Annotated in this window: 13 protein-coding genes; 5 read left to right on the top strand and 8 right to left on the bottom strand. The window is 72.7% G+C overall.

Annotated elements, in window-relative coordinates:
* Positions 1-36: 36 nt before the first annotated feature.
* Positions 37-1,146 (bottom strand): alpha/beta hydrolase, encoded by a 1,110-nt coding sequence (locus tag ACFYON_RS20125; protein ID WP_354871511.1) that lies wholly within the window; start codon positions 1,144-1,146, stop codon positions 37-39.
* A 157-nt stretch (positions 1,147-1,303) separates the two neighbouring features.
* Between ACFYON_RS20125 and ACFYON_RS20120 the strand changes: the two genes are divergently transcribed.
* Entirely contained in the window at positions 1,304-1,477 is a 174-nt protein-coding gene (locus ACFYON_RS20120; RefSeq protein ID WP_354871509.1) for a hypothetical protein, read from the top strand.
* A gap of 37 nt (positions 1,478-1,514) precedes the next feature.
* Here the strand turns inward: ACFYON_RS20120 and ACFYON_RS20115 are convergent, their stop codons facing one another.
* Both ACFYON_RS20115 and pta read right to left on the bottom strand, forming a co-directional pair.
* Positions 1,515-2,633, bottom strand: a complete 1,119-nt coding sequence (locus tag ACFYON_RS20115) for an acetate kinase (protein WP_355094970.1) — start codon at positions 2,631-2,633, stop codon at positions 1,515-1,517.
* Positions 2,630-4,705 carry a phosphate acetyltransferase gene (gene pta / locus ACFYON_RS20110; protein WP_355094967.1) on the bottom strand — a complete coding sequence of 692 codons (2,076 nt, stop codon included), beginning with the start codon at positions 4,703-4,705 and terminating at the stop codon, positions 2,630-2,632. Before pta ends, ACFYON_RS20115 begins: the two co-directional genes overlap by 4 nt.
* Positions 4,706-4,799: 94 nt before the next feature.
* On the opposite strand from pta, the gene ACFYON_RS20105 reads away from it, so the two are divergent.
* Both ACFYON_RS20105 and ACFYON_RS20100 read left to right on the top strand, forming a co-directional pair.
* Positions 4,800-5,336: a hypothetical protein gene (locus ACFYON_RS20105; protein WP_357708251.1), complete on the top strand. Its 537-nt coding sequence runs from the start codon at positions 4,800-4,802 to the stop codon at positions 5,334-5,336.
* Positions 5,329-7,638: a bifunctional polysaccharide deacetylase/glycosyltransferase family 2 protein gene (locus tag ACFYON_RS20100; protein WP_355094463.1), complete on the top strand. Its 2,310-nt coding sequence runs from the start codon at positions 5,329-5,331 to the stop codon at positions 7,636-7,638. Before ACFYON_RS20105 ends, ACFYON_RS20100 begins: the two co-directional genes overlap by 8 nt.
* Positions 7,639-7,644: 6 nt before the next feature.
* Here the strand turns inward: ACFYON_RS20100 and ACFYON_RS20095 are convergent, their stop codons facing one another.
* From ACFYON_RS20095 to ACFYON_RS20075, 5 genes are all read right to left on the bottom strand, one after another.
* Positions 7,645-7,824, bottom strand: coding sequence for a DUF6104 family protein (locus ACFYON_RS20095; RefSeq protein ID WP_030503218.1), 180 nt, complete (start codon positions 7,822-7,824; stop codon positions 7,645-7,647).
* Positions 7,825-7,887: 63 nt separating this feature from the next.
* Positions 7,888-11,631 (bottom strand): multifunctional oxoglutarate decarboxylase/oxoglutarate dehydrogenase thiamine pyrophosphate-binding subunit/dihydrolipoyllysine-residue succinyltransferase subunit, encoded by a 3,744-nt coding sequence (locus ACFYON_RS20090; protein WP_387189157.1) that lies wholly within the window; start codon positions 11,629-11,631, stop codon positions 7,888-7,890.
* Between the two features lie 257 nt (positions 11,632-11,888).
* The gene (locus ACFYON_RS20085; protein WP_387189158.1) at positions 11,889-12,713 is read right to left on the bottom strand and encodes an ABC transporter permease; all 825 of its coding nucleotides are present in this window, start codon (positions 12,711-12,713) and stop codon (positions 11,889-11,891) included.
* Positions 12,710-13,651: an ABC transporter ATP-binding protein gene (locus ACFYON_RS20080; protein ID WP_387188214.1), complete on the bottom strand. Its 942-nt coding sequence runs from the start codon at positions 13,649-13,651 to the stop codon at positions 12,710-12,712. The genes ACFYON_RS20085 and ACFYON_RS20080 overlap by 4 nt, the downstream gene beginning before the upstream one ends.
* Before the next feature lie 138 nt (positions 13,652-13,789).
* Entirely contained in the window at positions 13,790-14,446 is a 657-nt protein-coding gene (locus tag ACFYON_RS20075; RefSeq protein WP_387189159.1) for a hypothetical protein, read from the bottom strand.
* A gap of 229 nt (positions 14,447-14,675) precedes the next feature.
* On the opposite strand from ACFYON_RS20075, the gene ACFYON_RS20070 reads away from it, so the two are divergent.
* Together ACFYON_RS20070 and ACFYON_RS20065 are read left to right on the top strand one after the other, a co-directional pair.
* Positions 14,676-15,506 (top strand): DUF4097 family beta strand repeat-containing protein, encoded by an 831-nt coding sequence (locus tag ACFYON_RS20070; RefSeq protein WP_354871487.1) that lies wholly within the window; start codon positions 14,676-14,678, stop codon positions 15,504-15,506.
* Positions 15,503-16,123 (top strand): PadR family transcriptional regulator, encoded by a 621-nt coding sequence (locus ACFYON_RS20065; protein WP_354871484.1) that lies wholly within the window; start codon positions 15,503-15,505, stop codon positions 16,121-16,123. Before ACFYON_RS20070 ends, ACFYON_RS20065 begins: the two co-directional genes overlap by 4 nt.
* Positions 16,124-16,173 lie beyond the last annotated feature (50 nt).

The following is a 16,173-nucleotide window of genomic DNA, read 5'->3' as shown; positions in this document are numbered from 1 at the left end:
TCAACTTCATGATGGAGGGGGAGGGACGGCGGTGCGTCAGGTGGGGAGGGAGCGGGTCGTGAAGGTGGTGGTGTCCGGCGCGGTCGCGCCGGTGGGGAGGCGGTGCAGGGCCTCGCGGTCGGCGTAGAGCGTCCAGCGCAGGAAGTCGGTGGTGCTGGTCAGCACCTGGGCGAAGCCCGGCCGCCCCGGCGTCAGGTACTCGCCGTGGCCCTGACCGGTCAGGCTCAGGAAGGCGGCCGGCCCGAGACAGCGGGCGTACGCGGCCCGGCCGATCGACTCCGGCACGATCCGGTCGGCGCTTCCGTGCACGAACAGCATCGGCGCGAGCGGCCGGGAGAGGCCGGCGACCATCCGGCCACCGGCGATCACGATTCCGGCCCGCAACGGGGACGGGTGCCCGGAGGCGAACATGCCGAGCGTGGTGTGACCGCCGGCCGAGTGCCCGGCGGCGGCGAACCGGTCCACCGCCATGTGCGCCCCGAGCGGGTCCCCGGGACGGGCGCCCAGCCGGACCAGGTGGCGGACCAGCCGCCAGGCGTCGGCGGGCTGGTTGCGTACGTCCTCGCGGGTGAAGTTGCGGGCGCGCTGGTTCGTACGCGGATACGTGGGCGCGACCACCACGAAGCCGGCGGCGGCCCAGCGGCTGGTCAGCGCCGCGTGCAGGGCGGGCAGGCTGCGCAGGCCGTGGCTGTAGAGGACCACCGGGAACCGGCCGGCCGCGAACGGCGCGCCCGGCCGGACGCGCGGTCCGCTCTCCGGGCGAGGGCCGTCCGGTACGGCGTGGCCGGAGCCGGCGGGAACCGGGCCGGCGGACGGGCCGGGCGGCACGGCCGAGGTGGCGCCCGATCGACCGATCGCGGCTCGTGCGCGACCGGGCGCGACGGCAGCGGAACCGGTCGAGACGGGTGTGCGCGGCGGTCTGACCGTGTCCGGCGGCATGCCCGGCAGGTCGGCCGGGTACCAGACGGTGACCGGCAGCGGCCGGATGCCGTGCGGGTCGAGCGTGAACTGTCGCATCCCGACCGCGTACGGGCGGTCCGGCGCGGGCCGGATGCCGGCCGGGGCCGGGTCGGGGGCAGGGGCGGCCGTGCCGCAGCCGGCCAGCAGCGCCGTCGTCAGCACGGCGACCAGCCGTAGTCCCCTCACACCTGCACGGTAGGCGGCCGGACGGGCCATCCGCGCCCGCCGTCCGGCCGGGCCGTGCCTCCACCGGCCGGACCGGATCCGCGCGCGACCGGACGGCCGGCACGACACCGGCCCGGCGGGACGGTGCCGGTCGGCGGGCTTCGCTAGGGTCACGCCCATGGCTGAGAACCAGACGGACCCGAGCGGCAACACGGCGCAGTTCCGTGCCTTCGTCAACACGCCCGAGCCGGCTGCGGCGGCGTCACGTCCGTCGCGCCTGCCCCTGATCGCAGGCGTCGCCGTCGCCGTCGTGGTGGTCGTCGCCCTGGTCGTCTGGCTGGCTCTCCGCTAGCCGCCAGGGCCCGTCGGCCTCCTGCTTGCCGCCGCGGTCAGCGGTCGGCGGCGAGCACCTCACGGGTCTCGCGGGCGATCTCCCGCTCCTCGTCGGTGCCGACCACGAGCACCGCCACCTCCGCGCCGTCCGGGGAGACGACCCGGTCGCCCCGGCCGTCGTTGCGCGCCGGGTCGACGGCGATGCCCAGCCGCTCCAGCCCGGCCAGCGACGCGGCACGGACCGGTGCGGCGTGCTCCCCGACCCCGGCGGTGAAGGCGATCGCGTCGACCCGGCCGAGCAGCGCGTAGTACGCGCCCACGTAGCCGGTGATCCGGCGGCAGTAGACGTCGAACGCCAGCGTCGCGTCCGGGTCACCGGCGTCGCGGCGGGCCAGTACCTCCCGCATGTCGTTGACGCCGGTCAGCCCGAGCAGGCCGCTGCGGTGGTTGAGCAGGTCGTCGATGTCGTCCACGACCATGCCGCCCTCGCGGCGCAGGTGGAAGATGACGGTCGGGTCGAGGTCGCCGCTGCGGGTGCCCATCACCAGGCCCTCCAGCGGGGACATGCCCATCGAGGTGGCCACGCTGCGCCCGCCCTGTACGGCACACGCGCTCGCCCCGTTGCCCAGGTGCAGCGTGATGGTGTTGATCTCGTCGTACGGGCGGTCGAGCAGGTCGGCGACGCGACGCGAGACGTACGCGTGCGAGGTGCCGTGGAAGCCGTAGCGGCGTACGCCGTAGCGCTCGGCGGTGTCCTTGTCGATCGCGTACGTGGCGGCGGCCTCGGGCAGCGTGTGGTGGAACGCGGTGTCGAAGACCGCCACCTGCGGGGTGTCCGGCAGCGCCTCCAGTGCGACCCGGATGCCGGCGAGGTTGGCCGGGTTGTGCAGCGGGGCCAGCGGCACGAGATCCTCGATCGCGGTGACGACAGCGTCGTCGACGCGTACCGGCGCGCTGAACTTCCGCCCGCCGTGCACCACCCGGTGACCGACGCCGGCCAGCCCGGTCAGGTCGAGCCGGCCGATGATCTCCCGGACCGCGCTCTCGTGGTCGGCCGGCCCGCCGCCCGGTTCGCCGATCCGCTCGACAGTGCCCTTGTCCAGGACGTCGTCGCCGTCGTACAGCCGGTACTTGACCGACGAGGATCCGCTGTTGAGGACCAGGATGCGGCTCATTCCGACGCCTCCACGGCGGCCTGGATGGCGGTGATCGCCACCGTGTTGACGATGTCCGGAACGGTAGCGCCCCGGGACAGGTCGTTCACCGGCCGGCGCAGGCCCTGCATGACCGGCCCGACCGCCACCGCCCCGGCCGACCGCTGCACCGCCTTGTACGTGTTGTTGCCGGTGTTCAGGTCCGGGAAGATGAACACGGTGGCCTGCCCGGCGACCGGGCTGTCCGGCAGCTTGGTGGCCGCCACCTGCGGGTCGATCGCCGCGTCGTACTGGATCGGCCCCTCGACGAGCAGGCCGGGCCGGCGTTCCCGGACGAGCGCGGTGGCCGCTGCGACCTTCTCCACGTCGGCGCCGGAGCCGGAGCTGCCGGTGGAGTACGACAGCATCGCCACCCGCGGCTCGATGCCGAACCGGGCCGCCGTGTCGGCCGACGAGATGGCGATGTCGGCGAGCTGGTCGGCGTCCGGGTCGGGGTTGACGGCGCAGTCGCCGTACACCAGCACCCGGTCGGCGAGCAGCATGAAGAAGACGCTGGAGGCGACGGAGACGCCGGGCACGGTCCGGATGATCTCGAACGCGGGCCGGATGGTGGCGGCAGTGGTGTGGGTGGCGCCGGAGACCATGCCGTCGGCGTGGCCGGTCTGCACCATCATCGTGCCGAAGTAGTTGGGCTGCGCCACGATGTCGTGCGCCAGCTCGACGGTGACGCCCCGGTGGGCGCGCAACCGCGCGTACGCCTCGGCGAACTCGTCCCGCCACGGACTCGTCAGCGGGTCGACGACCTGGGCGTCACCGAGGTCGACGCCCAGTTCCCGGGTCCGCCGGGCGATCTCGTCCGGGCGGCCGAGCAGTGTGAGTTCGGCGACGCCCCGGCGCAGCAGCACCTCCGTCGCGCGCAGGATCCGCTCGTCGGCGCCCTCGGGCAGCACGAGCCGGCGGCGCTGGGCGCGGGCCCGGTCGATCAGGTCGTTCTCGAACATCAGCGGGGTGACCCGCGCGGAGCGGCTGACCCGCAGCCGGCGGGCCAGGTCGTCGGTGTCCACGCAGCGCTCGAACGCGCCGAGCGCGGCCTCGACCTTGCGCGGGTTGGCGGTGCTGGGGCGACCCTCGATCCGGCTGGACGCGGACACCGTGTCGTAGCTGTCGCTCGGCACCGACAGCACGGGCAGCCCGGTGTTCATCCGTTCGACCAGCCGCATCGCGCGCGGGTCGGGCTGCTCGCCGAGCGTGAGCACCAGCCCGGCCAGCGACACCTGCCCGGCCACGTGCGCGGCGCCGGCGGCCACCAGCAGGTCCGCCCGGTCGCCCGGGGTGATCACCAGCGCCCCGTCGGTGAGGTGGTCCAGCAGCGTCGGCACGTGCGCCGCGCCCACCACGTAGTCGAGCACGTCGCGGTCGAGCGCGGTCTCGTCGCCGGTGAGCACCGTGCCGCGCAGCGCCGCCGACACCTCGGCCACCGTCGGCGCAGACACGGTCGGCACCTCCGGGATCGCGTACGCGGGCACCGGCAGCTCGGGCAGCGTCATCGGCTCCGGCACGCGGTTGGCCAGCGCCGCGATCACCGTCGCGCCGAGGTCGACCAGATCGTGGTACGCGCCACGCAACGCCGCCGCGATCGTGTCGGGCGTCTGCCCGAACCCGTCCACCACGGGCACCACGACGCTGCCGAACTCGGTCGCCAGCCGGGCGTTGAAGGCCAGCTCGCGCGGGCCGGTGCCGTCGCCGTAGGCGAAGTCGCTGCCGACCACCACTATCGCCGGGCAGCGCCGCTCGACCTCCCGGTAGCGGGTGACGATCCGGGAGATCAGCTCCTCCCGCCGGCCGTCCGCGACGAGCGCGCTCGCCTCGGCGTACGTGGCGCCGTACAGCTCGTCGACCGGCAGTTCCATCCGGTAGCGCTCGGTGAGCAGGGCGAGGATCGGGTCGGCGCCGTCGCCGGCGACGAGCGGCCGGAACGCGCCTATCCGTTCCACCTGTCGGGACAACAGCTCGGCCAGCCCGAGCGCCACTGTCGATTTTCCCCCACCCGAACCAACGCCGGTCAGGTACACGCTGCGCGCCACGGCACCCAACCTACAAGATCGCGGTCAGTGTTGCCTGTTCTGCCTGGTCATACCGGCTAGCCGGGGGAGAAGGCGGAAATTTTTCGCATCTACACTTGGTCGCGTGGAAGGCCCGACCGCGCTGATTCCCGTCGTACCGGAATCGCCCCCCGTCTTCGTCGACCCCAGCGGGCGGCGACGCCGGCGGCTGCGTCGTCTCGCCTACTGCGCCGGCGCGGCGGGTGTGATCTACACGATCATGGTCGGGGTCAGCTTCGCCGGTGGGCCGATCACCCCGGCCACCGTGATCCCGTTCGTCGAGGAGACCACCGAGCAGCGGCTGCCGTCGCCGAAGCCACCCGCGTCGCCGGCACCCGCTGTCACCCGCCCCACGCCGGACACCCCTGCCGGCATCCGTACCGCCCCGGCGCGGGCGCCGGTCCCCTCCGTCACCCCCGGCGGCACGGTCCCGCCGAGCCCTCGGTCCGCACGGCCGACCCGGAGCGCCCCGAGCGCGCCCACAGTCACCCGCCCCGCGCCGGCCACCACCGCGCCGCCCACCGCCCCCACCGCCGGGGTGCCGCCGCCGGTTGTCGATCCGCCGCCCGCCGTCGACCCGCCCGCCGATCCCGTCGCGCCGGCCGCGCCCGCCGATGACTGACCAGGCGCCCGCCCGGCAGCCGACAGGTGACCAGCCCACCGTTCCGCTCGACGCCCGACACGTGCACGCCGTCCGCCGGCACCGGGCCGGAGCGCGGCCGGACGACGAGCCCACAGTCGTCCTGGACGCCCGGCGGATCACCGGCCCGCGCCGCTCCCGCCGGCGTCTGCTGCCCCGGCCGAGCTGGACCCTGGTCGTCATGGTCATGGTGATCCTGGCCGGCCTGCTGTTCGTCGAGGCGTACACGAACGCCGCGTTCGTGCCCGACAACCGGGTGAAGCCCGGCAGCCAGCGGGAGGTCCCCAGCTCGGTGATCGGGGGCGGCCCGATCGTCAACGTCAGCCCCGAGGGCCGGACCCAGTCGCACCGCCTGCCGGCACGTACCGTCGCGCTCACCTTCGACGACGGGCCCGACCCCCGCTGGACGCCCGAGGTGCTGCGCGTCCTGGACAAGTACCAGGTGAAGGGCACCTTCTTCGTCATCGGCTCGCAGGTCGTCCGCAACCCGGACGTGACCCGCCGGCTGGTGGCCGAGGGCCACGAACTGGGCGTGCACACATTCACCCACCCCGACCTGGCCGCGCTGCCGGAGTGGCGGCGGGAACTGGAGTACGCGCAGACCCAGCTCGCCGTCGCCAGCACCACAGGTGTCCGCCCGTCGCTGCTGCGCTTCCCGTACTCGTCCCGCGCGGACGCCTACAGCGACCGGGACTGGCCGATGCTGCGGCAGGCGGGTCAGCTGGGCTACCTCACAGTGGTCAACGACGTCGACAGCCGGGACTGGGAACGTCCCCCGGTCGAGGAGATGGTCGCCAACGCGACGCCGGCCGGCACGGCCGGCACCGTCGCGCTCTGGCACGACTCGGGCGGCGACCGGTCCGGCACCGTGGCCGCGCTGGACCGGTACATCCCGATGATGCTGGAACGCGGCTACCGCTTCACCACAGTCAGCGAGGGGCTCAACCAGACATTCGCGGCGGCCGGCGTCTCCGGCCCGGTCGGCGGGCAGACGGCGGCCCCGCTCGGCGAGCGGTGGCGGGGGCACATGCTGGTCGGCGCGGTACGCGTGGCCGACGGCATGTTCGGAGTGCTCGGCGTCTTCTTCCTGCTCGTCGGCGTGCTCACTGTGGGCCGGGCGCTGCTGCTGTTCGTCGTGGCGCCACGGCACGCGCGCCGCCGCCGTCGCCGCGACTGGTCGTGGGGTCCACCGGTCACCGAGCCGGTCTCGGTGATCGTGCCCGCGTACAACGAGCGGGAGGGCATCGCCGCGGCGGTCCGCTCGCTGGCCCTGGGTGACCACCCCGGCGGCATCGAGGTGGTGGTGGTCGACGACGGCTCGACCGACGGCACCGCCGACCTCGTGGCGGCGCTGCGCCTGCCGAACGTCCGGGTCGTGCGCAAGCCCAACGGCGGCAAGCCCAGCGCGTTGAACACGGGCGTCGCGCTGGCCCGGCACGACCTGATCGTCATGGTCGACGGCGACACGATCTTCGAGCCGGACTCGGTCCGCCGGCTGGTCCAGCCGTTCGCCGACCCCCGGGTGGGCGTGGTCGCCGGCAACGTCAAGGTCGGCAACCGCCGCGGCCTGATCGCCAAGTGGCAGCACATCGAGTACGTCATCGGCTTCAACCTCGACCGCCGCCTCTACGAGACGCTGCGCTGCATGCCCACCGTCCCCGGGGCGATCGGCGCGTTCCGGCGTCAGGCGCTGGAGCAGGCCGGCGGCATGCCCGACGACACGCTGGCCGAGGACACCGACGTCACCATCGCCATCGGCCGGGCCGGCTGGCACATCGTGTACGAGGAGAGCGCCCGCGCCTGGACCGAGGCGCCGACCACGATCGGCCAGTTGTGGAAGCAGCGCTACCGGTGGAGCTACGGCACCATGCAGGCGATGTGGAAGCACCGGCGCTCGGTGACGCAGAGCGGTCCGTCGGGCCGCTTCGGCCGCCGGTGCCTGTCGTTCCTGACCCTGTTCGGCGTGCTGCTGCCGCTCGCCGCCCCGGTGATCGACCTGCTCGCCGTCTACGGGCTGGTCTTCCTGGACCGCAGCGACACGGTGGTGGCCTGGCTGGCGATGCTGGCGCTCCAGTTCCTCACCGCGGTGCTGGCCTTCCGGCTGGACCGGGAGAAGCTCGGCGTGCTCTGGGTGCTGCCCCTGCAGCAGTTCGTCTACCGCCAGGTGATGTACCTGGTGCTGCTCCAGGCGGTCGGCACCGCGCTCACCGGCGGCCGGCTGGGCTGGCAGAAGCTGCGGCGTACCGGAGGCCTCCGGGTCACCGGGCAGGGCGCGACCGGCTGAGACCGGTCAGTCGTCGTCCGGATCGTCGAGCCGGGCCAGCCAGGTGGCGAAGCGCTCGATCGGGGTCTCGAACTCCGGGTTCAGGTCGACGAAGTCACGCAGCCGCTCGCCCAGCCACTCCAGGCTGACCTGCTCGTCGCCCCGGCGCTCGACCAGCTCCTCGATGCCACGGTCGGTGAAGTACACGGTGTTCCTCTCGTCGTACGGCAGCGGCCCGCCCCGGGTCGGGGCGGGCCGCTGCCGGTGGTGTCACGGGCGGGGGAGAGCCGCCTCGATCAGCGCGTTCTGCTCGACCTCGTGCATCTTCGCCGAGCCGACCGCCGGAGCGGCGGCGGCCGGCCGGGAGATGCGGCGCAGCCGCACCTCGGGCAGGTGCTCCAGCAGGTTGAGCGCGACGAACGACCAGGCGCCCTGGTTGGCCGGCTCCTCCTGGACCCAGGCGAAGTCCTCGGCGTTCGGGTACTGCGCCAACGCGGCCCGGACCTCTTCGACGGGCAGCGGGTAGAGCTGCTCCATCCGGAGGATCGCGGTGTCGGTCACGCCCCGCTCCTGCCGGGCCTGGAACAGGTCGTAGTAGACCTTGCCCGAGCAGAGCAGCACCCGCTTCACCTGCTCCGGCGCCGGAGCCGCGGGGTCGGCCAGCACCGGCTGGAACGTGCCGGTGGTGAAGTCCTCCACCGGCGACACGCAGAGCTTGTGCCGCAGCAGCGACTTCGGCGTGAACACCACGAGCGGCTTGCGCTTGGGCGACATGGCCTGGCGCCGCAGCAGGTGGAAGTAGCTCGCCGGGGTGCTCGGGATGGCCACCCGCATGTTGTCCTCGGCGCAGAGCTGGAGGAACCGCTCCGGGCGGCCGGAGGTGTGGTCCGGGCCCTGGCCCTCGTGGCCGTGCGGCAGCAGCAGCGTCACCGCGGAGCGCTGGCCCCACTTCACCTCGCCGGAGGAGATGAACTCGTCGATCACCGACTGGGCGCCGTTGACGAAGTCACCGAACTGGGCCTCCCAGGCCACCAGCGCGTCGATGTTCTCCACCGAGTAGCCGTACTCGAAGCCCATGGCCGCGTACTCGGAGAGCAGCGAGTCGTGGACGAAGAAGCGCGACCGCTCGCCGTCGGCGGTGAGCGACGCCAGCGGCAGGTAGTCCTCGCCGGTCTTGGCGTCGACCACCGCGGCGTGCCGCTGGACGAACGTGCCGCGGCGGGAGTCCTGCCCGGCGAGCCGGACGGTGACCCCGTCGTGCAGCAGCGTGCCGAACGCGATGATCTCGGCGAAGCCCCAGTCGATGCCGCCCTCGACGGACATCTTGCGGCGCCGCTCCAGCAGCTGCTGGATCCGCTTGTGCGGGGTGAAGCCCTCCGGCAGGTTGATGTGCGCCTCGCCGACCGCCTTGATCACGTCGGCGTCGGTGGCGGTCTCGACCTGCGGCTCCGGCTCATCCGTCCGCGCCGGGCGGCTGAGCTGGCGCGGCGTGGTGGCCGCGTCCCGGGTGGCCTTGAAGACCCGCTCCAGCTGCGACTGGTAGTCGTGCAGCAGCTCCTCCGCGTCCTCCACGGTGATGTCGCCGCGCCCGATCAGCTCCTCGGTGTAGAGCTTCCGGACCGACCGCTTGGAGTCGATGATCTGGTACATCTGCGGGTTGGTCATCGACGGGTCGTCGCCCTCGTTGTGCCCGCGCCGCCGGTAGCAGACCATGTCGATCACGACGTCCTTGTTGAACGCCTGCCGGTACTCGAACGCGAGCCGGGCCACCCGGACCACTGCCTCCGGGTCGTCACCGTTGACGTGGAAGATCGGCGCCTGGATCATCCGGGCCACGTCGGTGCTGTAGAGGCTGGACCGGCTGTACTCCGGGGCGGTGGTGAAGCCGACCTGGTTGTTCACGACCACGTGCACGGTGCCGCCGGTGCGGTAGCCACGCAGCTGGGAGAGGTTGAGCGTCTCGGCGACCACGCCCTGGCCGGCGAAGGCGGCGTCACCGTGCACCGCCAGCGGCAGCACGGTGTAGCCCTCCAGCTTGAGGTCGATGCGGTCCTGCTTGGCCCGGACGATGCCCTCCAGCACCGGGTCCACGGCCTCCAGGTGCGACGGGTTCGCCACCACCGACACCTTGACCGCGTACTCGCCGTCCGGGGTGGTGAACTTGCCGTTCTGGCCGAGGTGGTACTTCACGTCGCCCGAGCCCTGCGTGGACCGCGGGTCGAGGTGCCCCTCGAACTCGGAGAAGATCTTCTCGTACGGCTTGCCGACGATGTTCGCCAGCACGTTGAGCCGGCCGCGGTGGGCCATGCCGATGACGACCTCGTCCAGCCCGGCCTCGGCGGAGCACTCCAGCACCTCGCCGAGCAGCGGGATCAGCGACTCGCCGCCCTCAAGCGAGAAGCGCCGCTGGCCGACGTACTTGGTCTGGAGGAACGTCTCGAACGCCTCGGCGGCGTTGAGCCGGTTTAGCACGTGCTTCTGCTCGTCGGTGCTGGGCTTCTCGTACTTGCGCTCGACCCGCTCCTGGATCCAGCGCCGCTCCTCCGGGTCCTGGATGTGCATGTACTCGATGCCGACCCGGCGGCAGTACGAGTCGCGCAGCACGCCGAGGATCGAGCGCAGCTTCATCCGCTGCTGGCCGGCGAAGCCGTTGACCGGGAAGACGCGGTCGAGATCCCAGAGCGTGAGCCCGTGCTGGAGCACGTCCAGGTCCGGGTGCTTGCGGATGGTGAACTCCAGCGGGTCGGTGTCGGCCATCAGGTGGCCGCGCACCCGGTACGCGTGGATCAGCTCGTGCACCCGTGCGGTCTTGTTGATCTGGCCTTCGCTGTCGACGGCCACGTCGCGCATCCAGCGCACCGGCTCGTACGGGATGCGCAGCGAGGTGAAGATCTCGTCGTAGAAGCCGCGCTCACCGAGCAGCAGCTCGTGCATGACCTTCAGGAACTCGCCGGACTGCGCGCCCTGGATGATCCGGTGGTCGTACGTGCTGGTCAGCGTGATGACCTTGCTGACCGCGTTCTCGGCCAGGGTGGCCTCGCTCATGCCCTGGTAGGGGGCCGGGTATTCCATCGCGCCGACGCCGATGATGGCGCTCTGCCCCTGCATCAGGCGCGGGATCGAGTGCACGGTGCCGATGCCGCCCGGGTTGGTCAGCGAGATCGTGGTGCCGGCGTAGTCGTCCATGGTCAGCTCGTTGCGGCGGGCACGCCGGACCACGTCCTCGTACGCCTGCCAGAACTGCCGGAAGTCCATCTGCTCGCAGCCCTTGATGGACGGCACCACCAGGTTGCGCGAGCCGTCCGGCTTGACCAGGTCGATCGCGATGCCCAGGTTGACGTGCTCCGGACGGACCATCGCCGGCTTGCCGTCCACCTCGGCGAAGGAGTTGTTCATCTCCGGGTGCTCGACGACTGCGCGCACCAGCGCGTACCCGATCAGGTGGGTGAAGCTGACCTTGCCGCCGCGACCGCGGGCCAGGTGGTTGTTGATCACTATGCGGTTGTCGACGAGCAGCTTGGCCGGGACGGCGCGCACGCTGGTCGCGGTCGGGACCGACAGCGACGCGTCCATGTTCTGCACGATCTTGGCGGCGACGCCGCGCAGCGGCGTGGTGCCCGCGGCGCTCGCGGTGGGCGCCTTGGCGGCCGGCTTGGCCGGGACCGACTTCTTGGCCGGCTCGGGCGTCTTGGCGGCCGGCTTCGCGGCGGGCTTGGCGGCGGGCTTGGTCGGGGCGAGGGCGGCCTTCGGCTCGGACTTGGCCGGCTGCGCGGTGACGGTGGCCGCGGCCTCCTGCTGCGCGGCCGGCTCCGGCTTCGCGGCCGGCTTGGCCTGTCCCTCGGGGCGCGGTGTGGCGGCGCCCGGGGCCGGACGGTAGTCGGCGAAGAAGTCGTGCCAGGCCGAATCGACGCTCGAGGGGTCGGTGAGGTAACGCTGGTACATCTCCTCGACGATCCACTCGTTCGGGCCGAAACCCGCCAATGGGTTCTCCTGCGAAGTCTGCTGGGTCGACACGGCCGCTAATCGCCTCTTTCACGCGGTTGTGAATGTCACGGTGGCCCCCGGTGACCCCCGGTTGCCGACGCTGGGTAAACCGATGCCAAGGCTACGCCGTGCGCTACGCGCAGGCATTCTCGCCTCCGGCTGGTGGTCCGTTTCACAGAAGATGCCAGAAGTTCGGCAAACGCTGCGTGACCCGCCCGCTGCTGCTAGACGACGAACCCCGGCCGATGACGTCGGTCACCGGCCGGGGTCCGCCCCGGACCGTCAGGTCAGGAGATGTCGCGCTTGCGGATCGTGGCCACGCCGACCGCGCCGGTCAGCACCGCGTATCCGATCAGCACCGCGGCGCCGGCCCAGCGTGGCGGGTTGCCGGGGATCTCGGTGCCGGCGACCATCAGGCTGGACGCGAGGGACGGCACCAGCAGCTGGAGCTGGTTGATCCAGTCGCCGAAGCGCCCCGCCAGCAGGCCGATGGCGATCGCGGCGCCGATGGTGCCACCCAGGTAGAGCAGGATGCCGGTCACCGTCGCGCCGATCTGGCTGCGGATCAGCACGCCGAGGCCGACGCCGAGCACCGACCAGAGCAGGTAGGCCAGCCCGTTGAGCGCGATCGCCCCCCAGACCTCTCCGCTGCCGAGCTGGCTGCCGATGTCCGACGCGCTCAGGATCATCGGCGCGAAGATCAGGTTGAGCACGGTGGTGACGAGCCAGAACAGCAGCGCCAGCACGCCGGCCGCGGCCAGCTTGGCCAGCATCACCGCGGTGCGGTGCGGCGCGGTGAGGAACGTGGTGGTCACCGTCTGGTGGAAGAACTCGCTCGTCACCACGACGATGCCGAGCAGCAGCACGATGAGCAGGCCGAAGAACTGGCCGTTCGTGTAGAGGTTGGCGGCGATGCTGTCGGCGCTGGAGATCGCCTGCACCTGGTCGGCCTGCTCGGCCGGAATCTCGCCCAGGTTGTCGCTCGCCAGCGCGTCGGTCTGCAACCAGTTGAACAGCAGCGCCAGCACCCAGAGCGGCAGGCTGATCAGCCCGAAGATCCACCAGGTGCTGGTGGTACGGATCTTGAGCAGTTCGGATCGGACAAGCGTCATCGGATCTCCGCCTTTCCGGCCGTCAGCTCCAGGAAGACCCCTTCGAGGTCGGGTCGCTCGGTGGTCAGCTCGTGCAGCTCGACCTTCGTGGCCAGCGCGACCCGGCCCACCGTCGGCGCGTCCACGCCGCTGACCAGCAGCGCGCCGTGCGGATCGGTGTCGACGGTGGCCGACTGCTCGCGCAGCGCCGCGGCCAGGTCGTCCGCCTGCGGCGTGCGTACCCGCACGCGGACATCGTGTGTCATCGAGGCCATCACCTGGTCGACCGGGCCCTGCCGGACCAGCTTGCCGGCCGCGATGATCACCACGTCGTCGGCGAGCAACTGCATCTCGGACAGCAGGTGGCTGGAGACCAGCACGGTGCGCCCCTCGGCGGCGAGCCCCTTGAGGAAGCCGCGCATCCAGCGGATGCCCTCCGGGTCCAGGCCGTTGGCCGGCTCGTCCAGGATCAGCACCTGCGGGTTGCCGAGCATCGCGGCGGCGATGCCGAGCCGCTGCTTCATGCCCAGCGAGTAGCCCTTGAACTTGCGCTTCGCCGCGGGGGTGAGCCCGACCAGGGCCAGCGCCTCGTCGGCGCGCTCCTTCGGCAGGCCCGCCGCCGCGCAGATCACCCGCAGGTGGTTGACGCCGGTGCGGCCCTTGTGCGCGCTGGACGCCTCCAGCACGGCGCCGACCGTACGCAGCGGGTCGGCCAGGTCGGCGTACCGGCTGCCGCCGATGGTGGCCGTGCCGGCGTTCGGCGTCACCAGGTTGAGCAGCATGCGCAGCGTGGTGGTCTTACCGGCGCCGTTCGGGCCGAGGAAGCCGGTGACCCGGCCCGGCTCGACCGTGAACGACAGGTCGTCCACCGCGCGGACGTTCTTGTACTGCTTGGTCAGGCCGGACACGGTGATCTGGCCGGTCCCGGCACTGGGGCGTGGCTGCCCGTCGGACATCATTCTCCTCTCCTGCCCCGGCGGGCTCGTCGCACGCCGGTGGGGGCGCCGTTGCGGGGGCACCCGGCAACAGCCTTCCAACCCGGCGCAAGGGGGTCAATCAGGCGGGACGCGTATGCGCCGTCCCCCTCCGGGATGAGATCATCCGGTCGGCAGCGCCACCCAGGTGGCCCGGGCGCGGCCGAGCAGTGCGCCGTCCGAACCGTACAGGCTGGTGTGCACCTCGGCCCGGCGCCCCTCGACGCCGACCGCGAGGCCCGTGACCACGCATTCCTCGCCCGGCTGTGGCAGTGCCGTGACCTGCGCGGCGATCCGCCCAAGCACGTACGGCCGGCCGGGCGCGAGCACCGCCCAGCCGCCCGGGCAGTCCAGCGCCGCCCACACGGTCGCGGGTGCCACGGCGGCCGGCGCGTCGAACGGCGCGGCGGTCCGCCCGTCCGGCAGCCGCCCGGGGAAGATCCGCAGCCCGTCCGGGTGCGCTGGGCCGCAGACGTAGCAGCGGGGGAAGGGGTGGTCCACCAGACCGGGGTACGCCCGCGCGGCGTCGGCCGCCGTCGCCCGGTCCACCGGTGGCACCACCGCGTCGACCGGCTCGACCCGGCGTACCTGGGCGACCAGGTGACCGTCCGGGTCGCGTACCTCGCCGTCGGCGGCGGTCAGCGGGGTGTCCAGCGGCGGCGGCCGGCGCAACGTGACCTCCACCGGGCCCCGGTCGTCGATCAGCGCGGCGAAGATCCCGGCGCTCCAGCCGCCGTTGCCGGAGCCGTCCGGCCCCTGGAAGCGGGCCTCGACCAGCATGTGCACCTCCGGTTGACCACCGCCGGCGCCGTCGCGGGCGGTCCGACCGGCAGCCTCGCACACGCCTGTGGCGACCGGGCCGTCCCGGTTCGCACGCCGCGTTCACCCCGCTCTCGTCGGGGACGCGACATAGTCGCGATAGTTTCTTGTTCAGTCGCGATGTATCGCGTTATGCTCCTCGCAGCATCTGGCGGGCCGTGGGTCGGCACGCCGACGAGGGGAGCGCGCCATGGCCAGTTGGACCGTCGAGAGCCCGCAGCGGATCACCGTGGACGAGCCGATCACCCGGCTCGACGCCGAACTGGTCAGCGGCCGGCTGAACGTGGTCGGCGCCGACGGTCCGGCCCGGGTCGACGTGACCCGGATCGGCGGCCGGCCGCTCCTCGTCGAGGTCCGCGACGGGCGGCTGACGATCCGGCACAAGCGCAAGCCCGGCTGGCTCGGCGTCTTCTCCTGGTTCGGCAACCGGATCCGGGCCGAGGTGTCGGTCGCCGTACCGCCGGACGTGCTCGCCAACCTGTCGGTGGTCAGCGGCGCGCTCGTCGCCTCCGGGCTGCGCCGGGAGACCCGGGTCGACGTCACCTCCGGCCAGGTCACGCTGCGCGGACTGCGCGGGCGCACCATCGCGAAGGTCATCTCCGGTCCGGTCGAGGCGCTCGGCATCGGCGGCGACCTGGACCTGGAGACGGTCTCCGGCGAGCTGATCCTCGCCGACAGCGCGCCCGAGCGGGTCCGCGCCCACGCCGTCTCCGGCTCGATCACCTGCGACCTGGACAACCCGCGCGGCAGCGAGATCCGGCTCAGCGCCATCTCCGGCAGCATCACCGTGCGGGTCCGCGAGGACAGCGACCTCACCGTGCACCTGCACACCACCTCCGGCAAGATCACCAGCGGCTTCCCGCAGGTGGACGGAGGCGGGCGCGGGCTCGGCTCGATCAAGGACAGTCACGGCGTGCTCGGTGGCGGTGCGGGTAGGCTCTGGGCCTCCGCGACCTCCGGCAGCATCGCCCTGCTCGCCCGCCCGGTCGCGCCCGCCGACCACGTGGAGGACGTGCCGTGACCGCCGTGTTCAGCCACGGCCGGCTCCGGCTCTATCTGCTGAAGCTGCTCGACGACGGCCCGAAGCACGGCTACGAGTTGATCCGCCTGCTGGAGGAGCGCTTCCTCGGCCTGTACGCGCCCAGCGCCGGCACGATCTACCCGCGGCTGCAACGGCTGGAGGCGGAAGGGCTGGTCCGGCACACCGCCGCGGGCGGGCGGAAGGTCTACGAGATCACCGAGGCGGGCCGCGCCGAGCTGCGCCAGCGCGCCGACGAGCTGTCGACGCTGGAGAGCGACATCGGCGCCGCCGTCGAGGATCTCTCCGCGCTGGCCGGGGAGATCCGCACCGAGGTACGCGGATCGGTGCGCGACCTGAAGCGGGAGCTGCGCGAGGCGACCCGGCAGACCCGGCAGGGCGGCTGGGCGGCGTCCGCCAGCGCCCGGCCCGCGACCGGCGAGGGCTCGGCCCGTCCCGACGACCCGCCGCTGCTCGCCGAGTTCGACCAGCGGCTGGCCGCGTTCACGGTCGAGGTCGGTGCGCTCGTCCGGTCCCGGGGCCTGAGCGACAACCAGCTCCGTACCGCGATCCGGCTGCTCGACGGCGCGCTGGACGGGCTGCGGCGGCTGCTCCGCTGATCTCACAGGTTGTTTCCAGCCGGCACGCAGCGCGGTGGCAGCCGGAGCAC

It is taken from the genome of Micromonospora sp. NPDC005686, assembly GCF_042871665.1.
Taxonomy (GTDB): Bacteria; Actinomycetota; Actinomycetes; order Mycobacteriales; family Micromonosporaceae; genus Micromonospora.
Note: the sequence above shows the minus strand (reverse complement) of the source record. Positions and strands in the feature narration are given on the sequence as shown.

Bases quoted from the DNA above. Each gene is read 5' to 3' on its own strand.
- ACFYON_RS20120 (WP_354871509.1), top strand. From the start codon at position 1,304: ATGGCTGAGAACCAGACGGACCCGAGCGGCAACACGGCGCAGTTCCGT.
- ACFYON_RS20115 (WP_355094970.1), bottom strand. From the start codon at position 2,633: ATGAGCCGCATCCTGGTCCTCAACAGCGGATCCTCGTCGGTCAAGTAC.
- ACFYON_RS20100 (WP_355094463.1), top strand. From the start codon at position 5,329: ATGACTGACCAGGCGCCCGCCCGGCAGCCGACAGGTGACCAGCCCACC.
- ACFYON_RS20085 (WP_387189158.1), bottom strand. From the start codon at position 12,713: ATGACGCTTGTCCGATCCGAACTGCTCAAGATCCGTACCACCAGCACC.
- ACFYON_RS20080 (WP_387188214.1), bottom strand. From the start codon at position 13,651: ATGATGTCCGACGGGCAGCCACGCCCCAGTGCCGGGACCGGCCAGATC.
- ACFYON_RS20075 (WP_387189159.1), bottom strand. From the start codon at position 14,446: ATGCTGGTCGAGGCCCGCTTCCAGGGGCCGGACGGCTCCGGCAACGGC.
- ACFYON_RS20070 (WP_354871487.1), top strand. From the start codon at position 14,676: ATGGCCAGTTGGACCGTCGAGAGCCCGCAGCGGATCACCGTGGACGAG.